This window comes from Vibrio sp. Vb1554 (assembly GCF_033344235.1).
Window position 1 is genome coordinate 1 of sequence record NZ_JAWPOJ010000032.1, and the last position, 21,078, is coordinate 21,078.

Below are 21,078 nucleotides of genomic sequence, written 5' to 3' on the forward strand. Positions count from 1 at the left end.
ATGCCAGGCGACAACGTACAGATGACTGTAGAGCTAATCGCACCAATCGCAATGGACGAAGGTCTACGTTTCGCGATCCGTGAAGGTGGCCGTACAGTAGGTGCTGGTGTTGTTGCTAAGATCTTCGACTAATTCATAACGAATTAAACGAAATCTTGCACTGTTCTTCTTTTTGAAGAAAGCGCATCGAAAAGGGAAGCTTAGGCTTCCCTTTTTCATTTCTAGATTACATTTAGTTATAAGTGTTGAAATAAAAGACGTCACTTTTTCGATTTAAAAACAGAGTTTTACCGACTTTATTTCTTAACGCTTTTACTCACCCCTCTTAACCCTTTGATCTTTTCCTGCAGCGGTAAAATCGTTATAACCAAATATTCTGAGCGGACACCATAATGCGACTGGTAACAAGAACTATTCTTGTTTATATTGTTTGTCACAGATTAGTTTTATAGGTTTTTTGAGTATGTACGTTTGTCTTTGCCATGGTGTCTCCGACAAAAAAATCAGGAAGTTGGCGATAGATGAAGGCGTAACAGATATTAAAGGAATCAAAAAGTGCACGGCATTGGGCAGCCAATGTGGTAAGTGCATCAGACAGGCCAAGGAAATTTTAGCGGAAACTAGTTACACGGAATTTAAACAAGCCAGCTAATTGCTGTAAGTATGCAGTAATTATTTGCCTTACATTTTGACACCTTCTCATTTGCTTCTACATTTAAATGAAGCCAAAGAGGAGGGTTTTGTCATGAAAGGCGATCCAATCATCATTCAACATCTCAATAAAGTGCTCGGTAACGAGCTCGTCGCTATTAATCAGTATTTTCTTCATGCCCGAATGTATAAAGACTGGGGCTTAAAGCACCTAGCAGACAAGGAATATCACGAATCTATCGATGAGATGAAGCATGCCGATCATCTAATTGAGCGTATTTTGTTCCTTGAAGGCTTACCGAACCTACAAGATTTAGGTAAGTTGATGATTGGTGAAGATACCAAGGAAATGCTCGAGTGTGACTTAAAGCTTGAAATGGCGGCTATTCCAGATTTAAAAGATGCGATTGCCTACGCTGAAGACATTCGAGATTATGTGTCTCGAGATCTCTTCCAAGATATTCTTGAAGATGAAGAAGAACATGTTGATTGGCTAGAGACGCAACTTGGCTTGATTGAAATGTCTGGTATTGAGAATTATCTCCAAGCGCAATACGTGGACGAAGAGTAACGATACTTTCTGAGTTTGCATACTCCAATAATAGTAAGAAGAAAGAGCACCTGACTCGAAAATCGGGTGCTTAACCCCGTTATCTGGTCTAATCTCTTTTATTATCGGCTTTTTAAGGATATTGCTCGCAATCTTGCCTATGAAGTTTGATTTCTATCCGATAGAATTTATGCCCCCTTACCTAAAAATAAAAAAGAGAAACGTCCATGTCTGAAGACAACCACCAAGCAGCCACTCCAGAAGAAGAACATCGCCAAAAAGCATTGGATTACCATGCTTATCCAACTCCAGGAAAGATTGCTGTCGAACTGACAAAGCCTGCGGAAACGGCGGGTGATCTTGCCCTTGCATACAGCCCTGGTGTTGCAGAGCCAGTGCGTGAAATCGCACAAAACCCGGATAACGTGTACAAGTACACTGCAAAAGGGAACATGGTTGCTGTTATTTCTAACGGTACCGCTATTCTAGGTCTAGGTAACCTAGGTCCACTTGCATCTAAGCCTGTGATGGAAGGTAAAGCGTTACTGTTTAAGCGTTTTGCTGGTCTTGACTCTATTGATATTGAAGTTAAGCACCGCACGATCGATGAATTTGTGGATACTGTTGCGAGCATTGCAGACACTTTTGGCGGTATCAACCTTGAAGATATTAAAGCACCAGACTGTTTTGAGATTGAAAAACGTTTGATTGAGCGTTGTGATGTACCAGTATTCCACGATGATCAACATGGTACTGCTATTGTAACGGCAGCGGGTATGCTGAATGCAATCGAACTTCAAGGTAAGAAACTTGAAGATTCAACAATTGTTTGTCTTGGCGCTGGCGCTGCCGCTGTAGCGTGTATGGAGCTTCTGATCAAATGCGGTGCAATGCGCGAAAAAATCTACATGCTAGATCGCAAAGGTGTGATTCACACTCGTCGTGATGACCTTAATGAATATAAGCAGTTATTTGCGAACAATACAGATAAGCGCACACTAGAAGACGTAATTGAAGGTGCAGATCTGTTCCTAGGTGTATCTGGTCCAAACCTGTTGCCAGCGGAAGCGTTGAAGTTGATGGCTGATAAGCCAATCGTGTTCGCATGCTCTAACCCGGATCCTGAAATCAAGCCGGAACTTGCTCACGCAGTTCGTGATGACTTGATCATGGGTACTGGCCGTAGTGATTATCCTAACCAAGTTAACAACGTATTGTGTTTCCCATTCATTTTCCGTGGTGCTCTTGATGTGCGTGCAAGTGAAATCAATGATGAAATGAAACTTGCAGCCGTTGAGGCGATTCGCGAGCTAGCAAAAGAGCCTGTACCTGAAGCCGTATTGAAGGCTGCAGGTGTTGATAAGCTAGAGTTTGGTGCGGACTATATTATTCCAAAACCAATGGATTCACGTTTGCTACCGCGTGTTGCAAAAGCGGTTGCTCAGGCGGCGGTTAATTCAGGTGTAGCTCGTATCGAGATGCCTGAAAACTACATGGCAGAGTAATATATCTTTCAGGTGTGATACACAAAAATGGGACGCTATTGCGTCCCATTTTTTATGTCATTCATTTGGCTCGAGGCAAGAGTCATTACCTGAAACCTCTTATCAGGCTTTTTTATTCTTCGTCGAATGACTCAAATTCGATGCCCATTTCCGTCATCAGCGCTTTTACTTCTGTTGGAATATCATCAGGACGGTCTTTACGAAGGTCTTCATCTGTCGGAAGTGGCTGACCTGTGTACGCGTGCAAAAATGCCTCGCATAGCAATTCGCTATTGGTTGCATGGCGTAAGTTATTGATCTGACGGCGAGTACGCTCATCAGTTAGCACCTTTAAAACTTTTAGCGGGATAGAGACGGTAATTTTTTTTACTTGTTCGCTTTTTTTGCCGTGCTCTGCATATGGGCTAATGTATTCGCCATTCCAGTCAGCCATTGCACACCTTCATTTATGTAATCGGTTAAAAATAATTTAGGTGCTGATTTTAGCTGCATTTACCGCCATAAGCAAAGACATATAGACGTCTAGAAGTGTTGACGTCTCATTTTTTGACGAGTAAAGTGAACATAACAGCAAAGGAAGCGTGTTGATCACTTTATGTTACTCATTAGATATAGCGCATTCCTATTTAGAAGTCATTACCCGTGAAAGGATACACCCATGAGCACTCGCAAACCTGCGACCATTGCAGTACGCACTGGTATTGAATCAGACAGCCAATATCATGCTGTCGTTCCACCTATTTATCTTTCCACTAACTATGGTTTTCCTGCTTTTGGTGAAGTGCCCAAGTATGATTACACACGATCTGGTAATCCAAACCGCGGACTGTTGGAAAGTGCGCTATCTGAACTTGAGTCTGGAAAAGGAGCGGTTGTTACTAACTGCGGTACGTCGGCATTAAATTTATGGGTTTCCGCTTTTCTCGGCCCAGATGATCTCATTATTGCTCCTCACGATTGTTATGGTGGTACCTATCGTCTTTTTAATACCCGAGCTAACAAAGGCGATTTTAAGGTTCAGTTTGTCGATCAATCAGACGAACAGGCTTTAGATGCTGCATTGGCACAAAAACCAAAACTCATTTTGCTAGAAACTCCGTCAAACCCTCTGGTTCGCGTAGTGGATATTGCAGCTACTTGTGAAAAAGCGAAACAAGTCGGCGCGTTAGTTGCGGTGGACAATACCTTTTTGACACCCGTGTACCAAAAACCTTTAGAGCTAGGTGCGGATTTTGTTATCCACTCCACAACAAAGTACATCAACGGTCATTCGGACGTAATTGGTGGGGTAATCATCACCAACACAGAAGCGCATGCAGAAGAGCTTGCATGGTGGGGCAATTGTATTGGTGCAACGGGCACACCTTTCGATAGTTATATGACGCTGCGAGGTATTCGTACGCTTGGTGCTCGTATGAAAGTACATGAAGAGAGCTCACAGCAGGTACTGGCTTACCTACAGAAACAAGCGTTAGTTAAAACTATCTATCATCCAAGCCTGCCGGAACATCCAGGTCATGACATCGCTAAAAAGCAGCAAACGGGCTTTGGCTCTATGTTGAGTTTTGAGTTTGCTGGTTCGTTTGAACAGTTAAAGGTGTTTGTGAAAGAGCTCCAACTGTTTTCATTAGCAGAGTCATTAGGTGGTGTAGAAAGTTTGATTTGCCACCCAGCATCCATGACGCACCGTGCAATGGGTGAGGAGGCGCTGGCGGAGGCTGGGGTCTCTCATCAACTATTGCGTTTGTCTGTCGGTTTGGAAGATGCACAAGACCTCATCACAGATTTAGAACAAGCGTTCGCTAAAGCTACCCAGTAATAGGAGACGATAACAATGACTGTACAACGTCAGCTGCATAAGTTTGGTGGCAGTAGCTTAGCAAACCCAGAATGCTACTTACGCGTTGTGGGTATTCTCAAGGAGTATTCGACAGAAAATGATCTGGTGGTCGTCTCTGCTGCAGGAAAAACCACTAACCGCTTGATTGAGTTTTTGGAAGGGTTAAATAAAGATGGCCGAATTGCGCATGAAGCGCTTCAAAGCTTAAGACAGTTTCAAACTGAGCTAATAGAAAGCTTGTTGGAGAGTGAAGCAAAAGAAGAGCTGTTAGCTTTATTACATGATGAGTTCAGTACTCTCTCGGAGCTGACTGCACCACTCACTAATGCGCAAAAATCTGCGGTACTGGGACACGGAGAAGTATGGTCTGCTCGCCTATTGGCCGCGTTATTATCTCAACGTTCTATCCCTGCGGTTGCACAAGATGCACGAGCGTTTTTACGTGCAGAAGCGGGAACTCAACCAGAGGTTGATCGCGCTCGTTCATACCCTTTAATTAAAGAGATCCTCGCGCAGCATAACCATAAACGTGTGGTAATTACTGGATTTATGGCTCAGAACGAGGCAGGAGAAACCATTCTACTTGGTCGTAACGGCTCTGACTATTCTGCAACGGTCATAGGCGCGCTTGCTGAAGTCAGTACTGTCACGATTTGGAGTGATGTTGCTGGTGTCTATAGTGCCGATCCACGTTTGGTGTCTGACGCTTGTTTATTACCGTTACTTCGATTGGATGAAGCCAGTGAACTTGCTCGCTTAGCTGCCCCAGTGCTACACAGTCGTACGCTTCAGCCTGTGGCGCAAAGTACCATGGACCTTAATCTCAAGTGTAGCTATCTGCCAGAGTCGGGTTCTACTCGTATTGAGCGTGTATTGGCATCTGGTCGTGGCGCTAAAATTATTACTTCACTGGATGATGTTTTATTGGTGCAATTGTCTTTCATGCATGGGCACGACTTCGAAAAAACACAGAGTGATGTATTACAAGCGTTGCAGCGCGCGCAATTAGAGCCACTGGCATTTGAAGCTCAATCCGGTCAGCACACGCTACGCTTGGCTTACACCGCAGAAATCGCCGGTGGTGCATTGAAACACTTGCAAGAGCTTGCGGTAGAGGCAGAAATTAAGCTAAAAGAAGGTTACTCGCTCTTAGCTGCGGTAGGTGCAGGCGTTACGAAAAACGCCAATCATTGCTTTGGCTTTTATCAGAAGCTAAAGCACTCTCCGGTAGAATTTATCTCTGAAACAGACTCAGGGCTGAGCCTAGTCGCTGTTTTGCGCCGTACTGATACCGAGACGTTGGTTCAAACGATTCATAGCCAGTTGTTCCAAGCGCAAAAACGCGTGGCAGTGGCTTTATGTGGCAAGGGTAATATTGGTTCTAGTTGGTTAAATTTATTTGCGACGCAAAAAAGTGAGCTCGAAAAACGTCATGGTATGAGCTTTGATCTTGTCGCGGTTGTGGATAGCCAAACCTATTGGTTCGATGAGCAAGGTATTGAGGCGGCGAGTGTTGCTGAACGATTTGATGATGAAAGCATAGCCAACAATGGGGATTGGCTGGCACGTTTGGGAGCGCTTAAAAGCTATGATGAAGCCGTCGTGCTTGATGTTACCGCGAGTAAAGAGTTAGCTCAGCGCTACGTAGAAATCGCACAGCAAGGCATTCATTTGATTTCCGCTAACAAAGTGGCCGGTTCCGCAGATAGTCAGTACTACCATCAGGTTCAAGATGCATTCGCTAAAATTGGTCGTCATTGGCTATACAACGCAACGGTTGGTGCTGGGTTACCGATAAACCATACCGTGCGAGATCTTCGTGAAAGTGGGGATGAAATCGTCGCTCTATCGGGTATTTTCTCGGGGACGCTATCATGGCTGTTCCAACAGTTTGATGGTTCTGTGCCATTTAATGATTTAGTCGATCTTGCTTGGCAGCAAGGTTTAACCGAACCTGATCCTCGTTCTGATTTAGATGGCTCCGATGTAATGCGCAAGTTAGTCATCTTGGCTCGAGAGTCGGGCCTAGATATAGAACCAGACAGCGTTAAAGTTGAGTCTTTGGTGCCAGAAGAATTAAGAGAACTGAGCTTAGATGATTTCTTCGATAATGGAGCGTTGTTGAGTGAAATACTTCAAGAGCGTCTGACAAAAGCACAGAGAAACGATCAAGTGCTTCGCTATGTGGCGCGTTTAGAAAAAAATGGTAAAGCAACGGTGGGAGTCGAAGCGTTATCTCGTGAGCACGCGCTCGCCAACTTATTGCCATGCGATAACATTTTTGCCATAGAGAGCAAGTGGTACAAAGATAACCCTCTGGTCATTCGAGGACCAGGCGCAGGCAGAGAAGTGACAGCCGGCGCTATTCAATCCGACCTCAACCGATTGGCTGGTTTATTTTAAAGTTGCGATTGACCTAAAAACCCTGGAATTAATCCAGGGTTTTTTATTCCCCTATCAGTGCCATACTGAAGTCATAACCCGTGCAAAATGGCGAGATGATGCTCAAGTAGAAACTTGAACTATCTTCATTATTAACTTGAGAAAAATTCATAATTACAAGGTTGACATTAAATCGTATTCAATACATTCTGTAGACATATAGACGTCTAAACGTCGATTTTAAGGATTTGTTTTCGTGGCGGAGTGCCGCAGGGAGAGTAAGATGGGATATACGCACGCAGGCCATATCGACGCCTTGAACCAGAATATTGCTGAGTTATCAGATAACATCAATGTATCGTTTGAGTTTTTTCCGCCAAGCAGCGCTAAGATGGAAGAAACACTTTGGAATTCAGTGCACCGTCTTAAAACGCTTCAACCTAAATTTGTTTCTGTGACTTACGGTGCGAACTCCGGCGAGCGTGACAGAACACACTCCATCATTAAAGAAATTAAAGCCACAACCGGATTGGTTGCCGCTCCCCATCTCACTTGTATTGATGCGACTCGTGAAGAGTTGATTAATATTGCCGATGATTATTGGAACAATGGTATTGAAAATATCGTCGCTCTGCGTGGTGATATTCCTCCAGGTGGCGGTGCGCCTGATATGTATGCCTCGGATTTGGTTGAGCTGCTGAAATCACGCCACGATTTCGATATCTCCGTTGCTGCATTCCCTGAGGTTCACCCTGAAGCTAAAAGCGCTCAGTCTGACTTATTGAACCTAAAACGTAAGGTAGATGCAGGTGCAAACCGTGCTATTACTCAGTTCTTTTTTGACGTTGAGTCTTACCTGCGATTCCGTGACCGTTGTGTCGCAGCAGGAATTGACGTAGAAATTGTGCCAGGAATTTTGCCTGTATCGAACTTTAAGCAAGCGTCTCGCTTTGCGGCACAGAACAATGTGAAAGTACCAGGATGGATGAGCAAACAATTCGATGGCTTGGATGATGATCCGGTGACTCGCCAGCTTGTAGGAGCTAGCCAAGCTATTGATATGGTGCGTGTACTGAGTCGTGAAGGGGTTAAGGACTTTCACTTCTACACACTAAACCGTGCAGAGATGACTTACGCGTTATGTCATACGTTGGGTGTTCGTCCTCGCGCAGTAGTCGGTGCGTAAATCTGGTTTCAAAAGGATAAAAGGCTTGCCAAGTAGCAAGCCTTTTTCGTTTTATCAAAGCAAAAGGAGTTTAACCAATCACTTCAAGTTCAGTTAGAACTTCTTCTGCCCAAGTGATCCAAGTTTCACGTAACAGAAGGTTACGGCGAAGCGTTAGACGTTCTAGGCGAGCTTGTTTATCTAAAGTTGACGGCGTTGCGTAGTAAGCCGCTTCAATTTCTTTGTAGTGAGAAACCAGTTTGCGAGACTCTTCAACTAGCTCGGCGAGTTGGTCACGGAATGGAGCTGCAGGTTGAACGGCACATGCCATCAATTTCGCTGAAAACTCATCACGAACTGTTGGGTGTGCAGTTGGTTGATCAAACCACTCTCCTAAAGCGCTGCGACCAGCGTCTGTAATGGAGTAAACCTTGCGGTCTGGTTTGCCTTCTTGGGGTTCTAATACGCAAGTAACCAGTTCTTTCTCAGCCATTTTGTTGAGTTCACGGTACACCTGTTGGTGGCTTGCTTTCCAGAAGTAACCGATGCTAGCAGAGAATTCTTTAGTGATATCGTAACCGGTTGCGTCGCGAGTGCTAAGAACAGTTAAGATTACGTGTGGTAATGACATGTCTTCAATCCAAATGGTCAATAAACTTGTAAACAAGCTACTTATACTTTCAGCTGCGCTCTTACTGGCACTTGAGTTTTTTAATGTATAAGTAGCACCAACAATGTTGGTCCTGTCACCTTAAAGCCGTTTATCACCTAGAGAGATGGGGAGTCCCATCAAGGCTGGAGCAGGTATGATTGGATTTATGAGCTCTCAGCAGGCAAGTAGTATATAAATAATAAGCATGAAGTGGAATAGTAGGACAAAATTACCCTAAAAAACTAACATAATAATCAATAGTGTTAACTTGTGGTTTTTTGTTCTTTTATTTTGGTATTTTTTGGGTCTCTAGTAGTTTATTAAACTGCTTTTGTTTTGGTGCGATTATCCTGTGATAAAAAAAAGCTGAGCATTTGCCCAGCTTTTTATTAAAAATGAAACGATTAGCCTGTGTTGCGCATACCAGCAGCAATACCAGCAATCGTCACCATCAACGCTTCTTCCAAGTTTGCAGAGGCTTCTTCGGTTTGACGCGTGCGGTATAGCAGCTCTGCTTGTAGCATATTCAATGGCTCAACGTAGATATTGCGTAAGCGAATCGACTCGAGTCCCCAAGGGTCATGCTGCATCAAGTTTTCATTGTTCTCTACATTCAGTACCGCTTTGATGTCTTCTTGAAGCTGAGCACGAAGTTTTTCACCGAGTGGACGGAGCGACTCATCCACCAATCGCTCATCGTAGTAGCGAGAGATATCAATATTACACTTCGAGTACACCATCTCTAGCATGCCGAGACGAGTAGAGAAAAACGGCCATTCGCGGCACATCTCTTCGAGCAATGCTTGGTGGCCTTTATCGATCGAGTATTGAATCGCTTCACCTGCGCCTAGCCATGCAGGAAGTACCAAACGGTTTTGACTCCATGAGAAGATCCACGGGATTGCACGTAAGCTCTCTACTCCGCCCTTAGGGTTTCGTTTTGCAGGACGAGAACCAAGTGGCAACTTGCCGAGTTCGAGTTCTGGTGTTGCTTGGCGGAAGTAAGGCACGAAATCTGGCTCGCCACGAACCACATTTCGGTAAGACTCACAGCTTACTTCTGATAGCACTTCCATCAAGTCGCGCCATTCTTGTTTTGGCTCTGGTGGCGGTAACAAGTTGGCTTCCAGAATCGCACTTGCATATAGGTTAAAGCTGTTTACTGCGACATCTGGGAGTCCCAGTTTAAAGCGGATCATCTCGCCTTGCTCTGTTACACGTAAACCGCCTTTCAAGCTTTTTGGTGGTTGCGACAAAAGCGCAGCATGCGCAGGCGCACCACCGCGACCGACTGTGCCCCCACGACCATGGAATAGAGTTAGCTCAACGCCTTCTTCTTCAGCCACTTTAACTAACGATTCCATCGCATGATACTGAGCCCAACCAGCAGACATAACACCTGCATCTTTCGCTGAGTCAGAGTAACCAATCATGACCATCTGGTGGTTTTGGATAAAACCACGGTAAAGGTCAATCCCCATAAGCTGCTTAATGACCGATTCTGCGTTGTTCAAATCGTCTAGCGTTTCGAACAGAGGACACACATCCATGCGGTAAGGGCAACCTGCTTCTTGTAGCAGTAGATGAACGGCTAGTACGTCAGAGGCGGTACGTGCCATTGAAATAACGTAAGCGCCAAACGCTTCACGCGGTTGTGCTGCAACAATCTTGCAGGTATCCAAAACCTCTTTGACGGGTTCAGACGGTTCCCAATCACGAGGGAGAAGCGGACGTTTAGATGCCAGCTCGTTAGTTAGAAAAGCAATCTTATCTTGCTCACTCCATTGTTCGTAATCACCAATACCTAAGTAGCGAGTTAGTTCAGACAAGACGTCTGAGTGACGCGTGCTCTCTTGGCGGATATCAAGACGTACAAGATGGATACCAAATGCTTTTACGCGGCGTAGTGTATCCAGTAGTGAGCCGTTGGCTATTACACCCATGCCACATTCGTTTAGTGACTGGTAGCAGGCATACAGCGGTTCCCAAAGTTGCTCGACTTTTTGCAGTGGTGCTTTAACGGCCAGTTTTTGACCGTGGATCTTAGCATCGAGAATATCTTTGGTTTCATTGAGCAGAGTGCGTAATTGCTTCAGGATCGCACGGTATGGTTCGTGCTGATCTTCGCCAGCAAGTTCACGTACTTGATCGTTTGAAACTGTCATAGACAGCTCGCTGATCAACTCGTTAATGTCATTGAGATAAAGATCGGCGGCTTTCCAACGAGACAATAGTAAGACTTCACGCGTAACGTTGTGAGTAACAAACGGGTTACCGTCACGGTCACCGCCCATCCAAGAGGAGAAGTGCACTGGGCGAGCATCAATGGGTAAACCTTCTCCAAGGTAAGATTTTAGACGGTCATTCATCTCACGTAGGAAGTCCGGTACTGCTTCCCATAGCGAGTTTTCAACGACCGCAAAGCCCCATTTTGCTTCATCCAACGGAGTTGGGCGTTGTTGTCGAATCACGTCTGAATGCCAGCCTTGGGCAATCAGTTGCTCTAGGCGGCGTTCGGTTTTTCTGCGCTCTTTAGAAGAAAGATCGCTTAGCTCCAACTTTGATAAGCACTCGTTTATCTTGACCAGTTTGTTGATCATCGTACGGCGCGTAATTTCTGTTGGGTGAGCCGTCAATACCAATTCAATATTTAGATCACGAACCGCTTGGGCAGTGTCCAGTTTGCTCACATCGTTTTGTACCAGTTTAGAAAACAGCGAGTTAATCGCGTCTGGTTCACAAATGTGCTCTTCACAATGGCGTGAAATCGTGTGGTATTGCTCAGCGATATTGGTGAGGTTTAGAAATTGGTTAAACGCGCGAGTAACGGGCGTTAGCTGCTCATCAGGTAGATGTTTGATTTCTTCGATCAAGCTGTCCCTGTCTGCTTGATTCCCTGCTTGAGCTGATTTGGATAATTTACGAATGGTTTCCACTTTCTCGAAGATTTCTTCGCCATGGGCATCGCGAATGGTGTTACCCAATAAGTGGCCTAACATGCGCACATTACTTTTGAGTGCGGCGTATTTCTCGTTCATTGTCGTCCTGCCTCGTAAAAAAACTACATCCATTGTCCTTGTTAAGACTCCAATCTAGCGAAAAGCACCAGTTATAGTCAAATAAAGCAGACTAAGTTTGCAATTATTCCGCTGTCTCCTGATTTAGAGCAAATTTACGGCAGCCATAGAGTAAGAAGTGAAAATTAATTACAAAATAACAAGTTAAATAAGTGTTAAGACTAGCGCTAAATTGTGAAGATAAAAAGATGCAGCTCAATCGAGCTGCACAGACTTTTGAGCTTAAACGCGTATTAACAGCAGTACTTGACCATCGCCTTTGAAAGCACATCAATTGTGGGGTCGATAAAGTCGAAGGATAGAAACTCATCCGGTTGGTGGGCTTGGTCGATTGACCCAGGGCCGAGCACCAAGGTTGGACACAACTGCTGTAGAAATGGTGCTTCAGTACAGTAGTTCACGGTTTCTGAACTGGTTTGGCAGATCTCTTCAACACCACCAATAAATGGGTGGTCATGTTGGCATTCGTAACCTGGAATAGGCTCATGCAATGGAATAATCTCCAGTCTCCCAGGCCATTTCGCTTCGACTTCTTTTAATGCTCCGCGCAACATGTTCTCTAAACCATCAAGACTAATGCCGGGAAGAGGACGCACGTCGTAATGCAGTTCGCAGCAACCACAAATACGGTTAGCGCTGTCACCACCATGAATGTGTCCAAGATTTAGGGTTGGGCTTGGAATGGCAAAACCCGGATGGTGATATTCTTTAATCAATTTGTCACGCAGTTGCATCATGGCGAACATGACTTCATGCATGATCTCAATAGCGTTAACGCCAAGCGCTGGGTCCGATGAGTGACCGGACTTGCCTGTTACGCGAATGGCATTTGCCACATGCCCTTTATGACCTCGAATTGGTACAAGGCTGGTGGGTTCACCAATGATGCAGTAATCCGGCTTAAATGGGGCGTTTGCTGTGAAATGTCGCGCGCCCAACATGGTGGTCTCTTCGTCACAAGTGGCTAATACGTAAAGTGGTTTGCTCTGCTTGCTCCAATCGACTTTCTTCACTGCTTCATAAATAAAGGCGAAAAAGCCTTTCATGTCTGCTGTGCCTAAACCGTAGAAGCGGTTGTCTTTTTCCGTCAGTTTATGCGGATCAAAATTCCATCGCCCTTGATCGAATGGCACGGTATCACTATGGCCAGCAAGTAAAAGGCCACCTTCTCCCTCTCCCATACGTGCGATCATATTGTGCTTGCCTGGCTCGACTTCGATCACTTCAACGCTAAAACCCAGATCTTTAAACCAAGATGCGAGTTTTTCGATGACTTTTGCATTGCCCTGATCCCAGCTCGGATCCGTGGAGCTGATAGAAGAGGTGCTGATGAGTCCTTCATAGACCTCTAGAAAAGTTGGTAATTGCATGGATTCTTCAAATCTCCTGTTGACAGACAGACCACAAAAATGTAAAACACATATTAAATCATATTTAATGAATAAAAAATCAAAATAAAGCAAAAATTAAATATGAATAGTCATTTGAGCCTTTAAGTATATGGATGTCACACAATGCTAAAAACCACGATTATTGGAGCCAGCGGTTACACCGGCGCAGAGTTAGCGTTAATGGTTAATAAACACCCACAACTCACGCTATCAGGTTTATACGTTTCCGCCAACAGTGTTGATGCGGGAAAGAGCATCGCGCAGCTGCACGGTAAGCTAGCGGGCATCATTGATATGCCAGTTTTACCACTAACGGATCCACTGCAAATCGCTCAAGAATCGGACGTGGTGTTTTTGGCAACGGCTCACGAAGTCAGCCATAATTTAGCCCCAACTTTCTTGGAGGCAGGCTGTCAGGTATTCGATTTATCGGGTGCATTCCGTGTGAAAAGTGAAGGCTTTTACGACACTTTTTATGGCTTCGCACATCAACATAACAACTGGCTAGATAAAGCAGCATACGGCTTAGCTGAGTGGAACCAAGAATCAATAAAAACCACTCCTTTGATTGCAGTAGCAGGTTGCTACCCAACCGCTTCACAGCTTGCAATCAAACCTTTATTAGAACATGCGTTGCTCGATACCAACCAATGGCCAGTGATCAACGCAACCAGTGGTGTATCAGGTGCAGGGCGTAAAGCCTCCATGGTTAACAGCTTCTGTGAAGTGAGCTTGCAACCCTATGGTGTATTTAACCATCGTCACCAGCCAGAGATTGCTCAGCACTTGGGTTGCGATGTGATTTTTACTCCGCACCTCGGCAACTTTAAACGCGGCATTCTTGCCACTATCACCATGAAGCTTGCGCAAGGTGTGACAGAAGCACAAGTGGCACAGGCGTTTGAACAAGCTTATCAAGGCAAGCCTGCGGTGCGTCTTAAAGGCGACGGTATTCCACGTATTCAGGATGTCGAAAATACCCCTTTCTGTGATATCGGCTGGAAGGTACAAGGCGAACACATCATTGTGATTTCAGCTATCGACAACCTACTTAAAGGTGCATCGAGTCAAGCGATGCAATGTCTCAATATTCATTACGGTTACCCAGAACTGACAGCGTTGCTGTAGTCGTTGAAAGAGGGAAATGCGATGACGCAAACCAATCAAGCTCCTTTAGTCATTAAGCTAGGTGGTGCAGCTCTATCATGCACTCAAACCTTAAGCCAACTTTTTGGTGCCATTGCGGCTTACCAAAAATCGGCACAGCGACAAATCGCCATCGTTCATGGCGGTGGCTACCTAGTTGATGAGTTGATGGCAAAGCTTCAGCTTGAAACCGTAAAGAAAAACGGTTTACGCGTAACACCTTACGATCAAATTCCTGTGATTGCAGGCGCGCTTGCAGGCACTGCGAATAAGTTACTTCAAGGTCAAGCGATTGCGGACGGTCTTAACGCTGTGGGCCTTAGCCTTGCGGATGGTGGTTTGTGTCTTGTTGAAGAACTTGACCCAGAACTCGGCGCGGTAGGCAAAGCATCACCGGGTGACTCAGCACTATTACAAGCGGTGCTAAACACAGGTGCACTGCCGATCATCAGTTCAATTGGTTTAACCAAAGATGGCCAGATGATGAATGTGAATGCTGATCAAGCAGCAGTCGCGGTTGCGGGCGCATTAGATGCGGAGTTAGTCCTGTTATCAGACGTGAGTGGTGTATTAGATGGAAAAGGCCATTTGATCAAAACCCTGTCAGAGCAGCAAGCTAACTCGTTGATCGATGGACATGTGATCACCGATGGCATGATCGTCAAAGTTAAAGCCGCTTTGGAGGCCGCCAATGATCTTGGCCGTCCAATTGAAGTCGCGACCTGGCGTTACCCAGAAAAATTAGCACAGTTATTCGCTGGTGAAAGTATTGGTACTCAATTCTTGCCTCAATAAGCATCAGCAAAAGAATTCAATATTAGGAAGTCGTAGTTGGCACTGACCGCCGAGCGCAGCGCCAGTTAAGTTTGGAGAAAAAACATGAGCAAAGTGAACGTAAATAAAGTGGTAGTCGCATACTCAGGCGGTCTAGATACTTCAGTAATTATCCCGTGGCTAAAAGAGAACTACGACTGTGAAGTAGTGGCTTTCGTTGCCGATGTTGGTCAAGGTGCCGAAGAGCTAGAAGGCATTGAAGCGAAAGCAAAAGCCTCTGGTGCTTCTGAGTGCTACATCGCTGACTTGAAAGAAGAAATGGTCGCAGACTACATTTACCCAACGCTAAAAACCGGCGCGTACTACGAAGGTAAGTACCTGCTAGGTACATCAATGGCGCGTCCAATCATTGCCAAAGCGCAGGTTGAAGTGGCACGTCAAGTGGGCGCGGACGCTCTGTGTCATGGCTGTACAGGTAAAGGTAACGACCAAGTACGTTTTGAAGGCGCATTCGCAGCACTAGCACCGGACTTACAAGTGATTGCACCTTGGCGTGAGTGGGACCTAGTGAGCCGTGAAGAGTGTTTGGATTACCTAGCTGAGCGTAATATTCCTTGCTCTGCGTCTCTTACTAAGATCTATTCACGTGATGCAAACGCATGGCACATTTCGACGGAAGGCGGCGTTTTAGAAGATACGTGGAACGCACCAAACGAAGACTGCTGGGTGTGGACTGTCGACCCAGAGCAAGCGCCAAATGAAGCGGAATACGTCACGCTGAAAGTAGAAAAAGGTGAAGTGGTCGAAGTTGATGGTGAAGTGATGACACCATACAACGCACTGGTTTACCTAAACGAGAAGGGCGCTAAGCACGGTGTTGGCCGTATCGATATCGTGGAAAACCGTCTTGTTGGAATGAAGTCTCGTGGTTGCTATGAAACACCGGGAGGCACCATCATGATGGAAGCGCTGCGTGCTGTAGAGCAGCTTGTGCTAGACAAATCATCATTCGAATTCCGTGAGGAGCTAGGTCTAAAAGCGTCTCACCTTGTATACGATGGCCGTTGGTTTACGCCACTATGTAAATCTATCCTTGCTGCTTCAGAAGAGCTAGCGCAAGACGTTAACGGTGAAGTGGTTGTTAAGCTTTACAAAGGTCAAGCGACAGTCACGCAAAAACGTTCTGACAACAGCTTGTATTCAGAAGAGTTCGCGACTTTTGGTGAAGATGAAGTTTACGACCAAAGCCATGCAGGTGGGTTCATCCGTCTTTACTCGCTATCAAGCCGTATTCGTGCATTGAACAGCCAGAAGAAATAATCCCTTAACATCCATCTTGGATTGAATAAAGACCCGCCATTTATAGGCGGGTCTTTTGGTTTCTAAAAGCGGGTACCTAAATTTGGCTTGAATATATATGTAAAAATATTGAATTTATACTTTATTTTTTATCGAAATTGCCGTAACGTTGACACATAAGAAAAAGTGAGCAAATGACCATCAAATTGGTTACTACTCATTCGAGAACGTTAGAGTAAGCAATAGTCATCAGGAGAGACGCAATGGCATTATGGGGCGGAAGATTTACCCAAGCGGCAGACACCAGATTTAAAGAGTTCAATGATTCGTTGCGTTTTGACTACCGATTGGCTGAGCAAGACATCGTAGGTTCAATCGCATGGTCTAAAGCTCTGCTTTCTGTTGATGTGCTATCGGCAGAAGAACAGCAAAAACTGGAACTTGCTTTAAATGAGCTGAAGTTAGAAGTGATGGAAGACCCTCACCAAATTCTTCGCTCTGATGCAGAAGATATCCACTCTTGGGTTGAACAGCAGCTAATCAGTAAAGTGGGAGATTTAGGTAAAAAACTCCACACTGGGCGTTCTCGTAATGACCAAGTCGCCACAGACTTGAAACTTTGGTGTCGTCAGCAAGGTCAGCAATTGTTGATTGCTTTAGATCGCCTACAAGCACAAATGGTCCATGTTGCTAAACAGCACCAAGGCACCGTATTGCCAGGCTATACTCATCTTCAGCGTGCTCAACCTGTAACCTTTGCTCACTGGTGCTTGGCTTATGTTGAAATGTTCGAGCGTGACTACTCTCGTCTGAATGATGCCTTACAGCGTCTCGACACTTGTCCACTTGGCTCGGGTGCTTTAGCGGGAACGGCTTATCCGATTGATCGCGAACAATTAGCACATAATCTCGGTTTCCACCGTGCTACGCGTAATTCACTAGATTCGGTTTCAGATCGTGATCATGTGATGGAACTGATGTCGGTGGCGTCGATTTCTATGCTTCACCTTTCTCGTCTTGCAGAAGATATGATCTTCTACAATTCAGGCGAGTCAAACTTCATTGAGTTAGCGGATACGGTGACATCTGGTTCGTCATTAATGCCACAGAAGAAAAACCCAGATGCACTTGAGTTGATCCGTGGTAAGACAGGGCGTGTCTATGGCGCATTATCGAGCATGATGATGACAGTTAAAGCTTTGCCATTGGCGTACAACAAAGACATGCAGGAAGATAAAGAAGGGTTGTTTGACGCTTTAGATACATGGAACGACTGCATGGAAATGGCAGCTCTGTGTTTTGACGGTATTAAAGTGAATGGCGAGCGCACACTAGAAGCGGCGAAACAAGGTTACGCAAACTCGACGGAGTTAGCTGATTACCTAGTGGCGAAAGGCATCCCATTCCGTGAAGCTCACCACATCGTCGGTGTCGCGGTCGTTGGTGCTATTGCTAAAGGTTGTGCGCTAGAAGAGCTGTCTATCGAAGAGTTAAAAGCCTTCTCAGAAGTCATTGAAGCGGATGTGTATGACATTCTGACTATCGATTCGTGTTTGGAAAAGCGTTGTGCTTTGGGGGGGGTTTCGCCTCACCAGGTCGCTTACGCGGTAGAACAAGCGGATAAGCGCCTGAGCCAGCGTGACAGCTCGGCGGTGAAAGTGCGTCCTGCACGTTTGACGGACATTGAAACGTTGGAAGGTATGGTTGCTTACTGGGCGAACCTTGGTGAGAATCTTCCGCGCTCTCGTAATGAGCTCGTGAGAGATATTGGCTCTTTTGCGGTGGCTGAGCATCATGGTGAAGTGACGGGTTGCGCTTCTCTATATGTGTATGACTCAGGGTTGGCAGAAATACGCTCTCTTGGTATCGAAGCGGGCTGGCAAGGCCAAGGGCAGGGCAGTGCGATTGTGAACTATTTGGTTGAGAAAGCGCGCCAGATGGCGATCAAGAAAGTCTTTGTTCTAACGCGAACGCCTGAGTTCTTTATGAAGCAAAGCTTTTTACCTACATCGAAGTCATTACTGCCGGAGAAAGTTCTGAAAGATTGCGATCAGTGCCCACGTCAACATGCATGTGATGAGGTAGCGCTTGAGATCAATTTAATGGAGCAAGTGATCCAAAAAACGCATGTGGCATGAACTGAAGTTGTGGAGTGATTTTATTAGCATTCAATGACATAGTCATTTTCCTGTTTACTTACATCAGTATTCGCTAAAAAAATCGAAAAAATTTGGAACCTTTGAGAGGAAGCCCGGTCTATTAAAGTACCACTGCTTTTTCTTAGAAGAATCTAAGAGAGCCCCAGAACTGACATTGGTTTTGGGGCTTTTTTCTATCTGTCACTTTTCTCTTTTTTATTGGCCTTTTTTTGTCCCTTTCGACGTTGCCAAGGCAAGATGACAAAACGCATCCATAAGTGTAGAAACAACAAAACGTTGAAAGCGAAGCCGGCAAAGATCAAAGCGATCGACTCGATGCTTTGTGGATCATCTTTGAGCGTAAACCACCACACAATCCAACACAGTACAGAAAGTACCGTCAATTGATCCAAGCATCGTTGGCAACGTCCAAGTTTTTTCCAAAACCAATGTTCCTCGCAGCGGCGACAAGTCATAGTGTTTTCCAAACCATTAGTGTTGCTTCAGATTATATATCTAACTAAATGGTGGAAAGCGTTTCTTACACGGGCTTAGAGCGCCATGACACAACCAAAAATGGAAAGTTAGCTTTGTAAAAGCTTTGTGGCACGTAATTGATGTATGGTGTGCTGTCAGTCTTTAACAGGAAATATAATGATGTCGACAGAGTTGAAACTTGCGCTGAGTATCGCTGGTGGGTTCTTTATGATCGGTGTTGTCGCGATTTATATGGTCAGCCGCTATGCAATGATGGCAGCGTAAGAGAGATTTTATTGCGCCGAAGTAGCAAAGCAAAGCCTCGTTGATGACGAGGCTTTGCTTTATATTTAGATAGAAGCCTGAAAGCGTTAGCAGCCAGGGCCGCAGTCAAGACAATGTTTCACCATTTCTGGCCCTAAGTGTAGTTTTGCATTCAAATCACGTAGAGCGGTGCGGACGCCTTCTTCAATCACTGGGTGATAGAAGGGCATATCTAACATCTCAGAAATCGTCATCCTATTTTGGTGCGCCCATGCTAAAAGGTGAGCAAGATGCTCTGCATTCGGGCCCATCATTTCTGCACCTAAAAAACGTCCAGTGCCTTGCTCTCCGTAGACATGCAGAATGCCTTTATTACGAAGCATGACGCGCGAACGTCCTTGATTTTCAAACGAGACTTCACCGGTTGCGAAACATCCACATGTGCCTAGACGTGTTTCTAGTTGTTTATATGTTTCTCCAACCATAGCAATTTGAGGGTCGGAGAACACGGCTGAAATTGGTGAGCGACGCAGACCCGCACGAATATCTGGGAAACGGCCTGCGTTGTCTCCAGCAATACGGCCTTGGTCAGCGGCTTCGTGCAGCAGTGGAATTTGGTTACTTGCATCACCTGCGATGAAGATGCTCTCTACCGAAGTTTGCAATGTGTAGTGATCCGCCGTTGGTACGCCACGTTCATCGAGAGCCACATTGGTGTTCTCGATCGCCAGCTTATCGACGTTTGGACGACGACCCGTTGCGGCCAATACGTAATCGACAACGAAAGTTTCTAATTCACCATCATGGTTGATGAATTGGATTTCGACCTTGTCTTCGCCGTCATTGCCTGACGAAGCAATGCGTTTCATACTTTCGACTTTTACATCTGCATCAAGGTAGAACTCTTCCTTAAAGGCTTTATCTGCATACGCCATCACCTCTGGGTCTGTCAGTGGGCCCACTTGTCCTCCAAGGCCAAAGAGCTTCACGTTTACTCCAAGGCGGTGTAAAGCCTGACCCAATTCAAGGCCGATGACTCCTGGGCCAAATACTGCCACTGACTCTGGTAAGTCATCCCAGTCAAATACATCATCGTTAATCACTAGGCGATCACCCAGTTCATTCCAAGCTGCCGGATATGCTGGACGAGATCCTGTCGCAATAACAATGCGCTGTGCGGTGACCTGAGTATGATCATCTATGATGAGAGTGTGGTCATCGGCAAACTTCGCGTAGCCCGATAGTTTGTCTTCAGCGGGAATATCATCGACACTTTCAAGCACAAAGCCAACAAAACGATCGCGTTCGCGCTTTACACGATCCATAACTTCTCGTCCGTTAATTCGTACTTCACCTTGCGGGTGTATCCCAAATCCAGGTGCTTTTTCGATTTGATGAACACTTTCTGCTGCCGCAATTAACAGCTTAGACGGCATGCATCCGACACGAGCACAGGTTGTTCCGTAGGGACCGCCCTCAATCATTACCACGCTGTTGGTATGAGCTTTTGCTGCTCGATAAGCACCAAGACCAGCCGTCCCGCCACCAATAATCGCTACGTCGACATTAACTTGTTTCATCGTGAACTCTCGCTTTTGTTCTAAGCCAAGCTAGCTACATTGAGCTTGGAGAGTGAATTGGATAGTTGAATCTGGATAAGTAGTCACCTTATTGGCAGATAACTACTTATCTAGACTAGTAGAAGAAGTGGTTTAGGGTTGGCCTCCGAGCCAAAGGCACCGGAGACCGAGGGTGTAGGCTATGGAC

General features: G+C 45.6%; 16 protein-coding genes and 1 pseudogene. 11 read left to right on the forward strand and 6 right to left on the reverse strand.

Going from position 1 to position 21,078, the window contains the following annotated elements:
- The 4 genes and pseudogenes from tuf to R8N28_RS20010 form a co-directional block, all read left to right on the forward strand.
- A pseudogene (gene tuf / locus R8N28_RS19995) lies at positions 1–132 on the forward strand (elongation factor Tu); the annotation flags it as partial.
- 331 nt (positions 133–463) lie between these two features.
- Positions 464–652 (forward strand): (2Fe-2S)-binding protein, encoded by a 189-nt coding sequence (locus R8N28_RS20000; RefSeq protein WP_005381360.1) that lies wholly within the window; start codon positions 464–466, stop codon positions 650–652.
- 93 nt (positions 653–745) lie between these two features.
- Positions 746–1,222, forward strand: a complete 477-nt coding sequence (bfr, locus tag R8N28_RS20005) for a bacterioferritin (RefSeq protein ID WP_005381359.1) — start codon at positions 746–748, stop codon at positions 1,220–1,222.
- A gap of 206 nt (positions 1,223–1,428) precedes the next feature.
- On the forward strand, positions 1,429–2,706 hold the full coding sequence (locus R8N28_RS20010) for a malic enzyme-like NAD(P)-binding protein (protein ID WP_005381358.1): 1,278 nt from the start codon (positions 1,429–1,431) through the stop codon (positions 2,704–2,706).
- 112 nt (positions 2,707–2,818) lie between these two features.
- On the opposite strand, the gene metJ is transcribed toward R8N28_RS20010, so the two are convergent.
- Positions 2,819–3,139: a met regulon transcriptional regulator MetJ gene (metJ, locus tag R8N28_RS20015; RefSeq protein ID WP_005381353.1), complete on the reverse strand. Its 321-nt coding sequence runs from the start codon at positions 3,137–3,139 to the stop codon at positions 2,819–2,821.
- 225 nt (positions 3,140–3,364) lie between these two features.
- Between metJ and R8N28_RS20020 the strand changes: the two genes are divergently transcribed.
- From R8N28_RS20020 to metF, 3 genes are all read left to right on the forward strand, one after another.
- A complete protein-coding gene (locus R8N28_RS20020; protein ID WP_005381350.1) occupies positions 3,365–4,525 on the forward strand; it encodes an O-succinylhomoserine (thiol)-lyase in 1,161 nt (386 codons plus the stop codon).
- Between the two features lie 15 nt (positions 4,526–4,540).
- Positions 4,541–6,949 (forward strand): bifunctional aspartate kinase/homoserine dehydrogenase II, encoded by a 2,409-nt coding sequence (locus tag R8N28_RS20025; protein WP_065274917.1) that lies wholly within the window; start codon positions 4,541–4,543, stop codon positions 6,947–6,949.
- Positions 6,950–7,211: 262 nt separating this feature from the next.
- Entirely contained in the window at positions 7,212–8,114 is a 903-nt protein-coding gene (gene metF / locus R8N28_RS20030) for a methylenetetrahydrofolate reductase (RefSeq protein WP_005381345.1), read from the forward strand.
- A 70-nt stretch (positions 8,115–8,184) separates the two neighbouring features.
- Here metF and R8N28_RS20035 read toward each other — a convergent pair whose 3' ends face one another.
- The 3 genes from R8N28_RS20035 to argE form a co-directional block, all read right to left on the reverse strand.
- Positions 8,185–8,724: a PadR family transcriptional regulator gene (locus R8N28_RS20035; RefSeq protein ID WP_005382791.1), complete on the reverse strand. Its 540-nt coding sequence runs from the start codon at positions 8,722–8,724 to the stop codon at positions 8,185–8,187.
- 425 nt (positions 8,725–9,149) lie between these two features.
- Positions 9,150–11,783, reverse strand: coding sequence for a phosphoenolpyruvate carboxylase (gene ppc, locus R8N28_RS20040; protein WP_005381336.1), 2,634 nt, complete (start codon positions 11,781–11,783; stop codon positions 9,150–9,152).
- Positions 11,784–12,055: 272 nt separating this feature from the next.
- Positions 12,056–13,192 carry an acetylornithine deacetylase gene (gene argE / locus R8N28_RS20045; protein WP_005381335.1) on the reverse strand — a complete coding sequence of 379 codons (1,137 nt, stop codon included), beginning with the start codon at positions 13,190–13,192 and terminating at the stop codon, positions 12,056–12,058.
- Between the two features lie 144 nt (positions 13,193–13,336).
- Between argE and argC the strand changes: the two genes are divergently transcribed.
- From argC to argH, 4 genes are all read left to right on the forward strand, one after another.
- Positions 13,337–14,341: an N-acetyl-gamma-glutamyl-phosphate reductase gene (gene argC / locus R8N28_RS20050; RefSeq protein WP_005381334.1), complete on the forward strand. Its 1,005-nt coding sequence runs from the start codon at positions 13,337–13,339 to the stop codon at positions 14,339–14,341.
- Between the two features lie 21 nt (positions 14,342–14,362).
- Entirely contained in the window at positions 14,363–15,154 is a 792-nt protein-coding gene (gene argB, locus R8N28_RS20055) for an acetylglutamate kinase (protein ID WP_005381333.1), read from the forward strand.
- 84 nt (positions 15,155–15,238) lie between these two features.
- The gene (locus R8N28_RS20060; RefSeq protein WP_025768084.1) at positions 15,239–16,453 is read left to right on the forward strand and encodes an argininosuccinate synthase; all 1,215 of its coding nucleotides are present in this window, start codon (positions 15,239–15,241) and stop codon (positions 16,451–16,453) included.
- A 242-nt stretch (positions 16,454–16,695) separates the two neighbouring features.
- On the forward strand, positions 16,696–18,570 hold the full coding sequence (gene argH / locus R8N28_RS20065; RefSeq protein ID WP_005381331.1) for an argininosuccinate lyase: 1,875 nt from the start codon (positions 16,696–16,698) through the stop codon (positions 18,568–18,570).
- A gap of 194 nt (positions 18,571–18,764) precedes the next feature.
- Here the strand turns inward: argH and R8N28_RS20070 are convergent, their stop codons facing one another.
- Together R8N28_RS20070 and R8N28_RS20075 are read right to left on the reverse strand one after the other, a co-directional pair.
- A complete protein-coding gene (locus tag R8N28_RS20070) occupies positions 18,765–19,046 on the reverse strand; it encodes a DUF3624 domain-containing protein (protein ID WP_025768083.1) in 282 nt (93 codons plus the stop codon).
- 372 nt (positions 19,047–19,418) lie between these two features.
- Complete coding sequence (locus tag R8N28_RS20075; protein WP_047104141.1) at positions 19,419–20,891, reverse strand: dihydrolipoyl dehydrogenase; 1,473 nt, start codon at positions 20,889–20,891, stop codon at positions 19,419–19,421.
- Between the last annotated feature and the right edge of the window lie 187 nt (positions 20,892–21,078).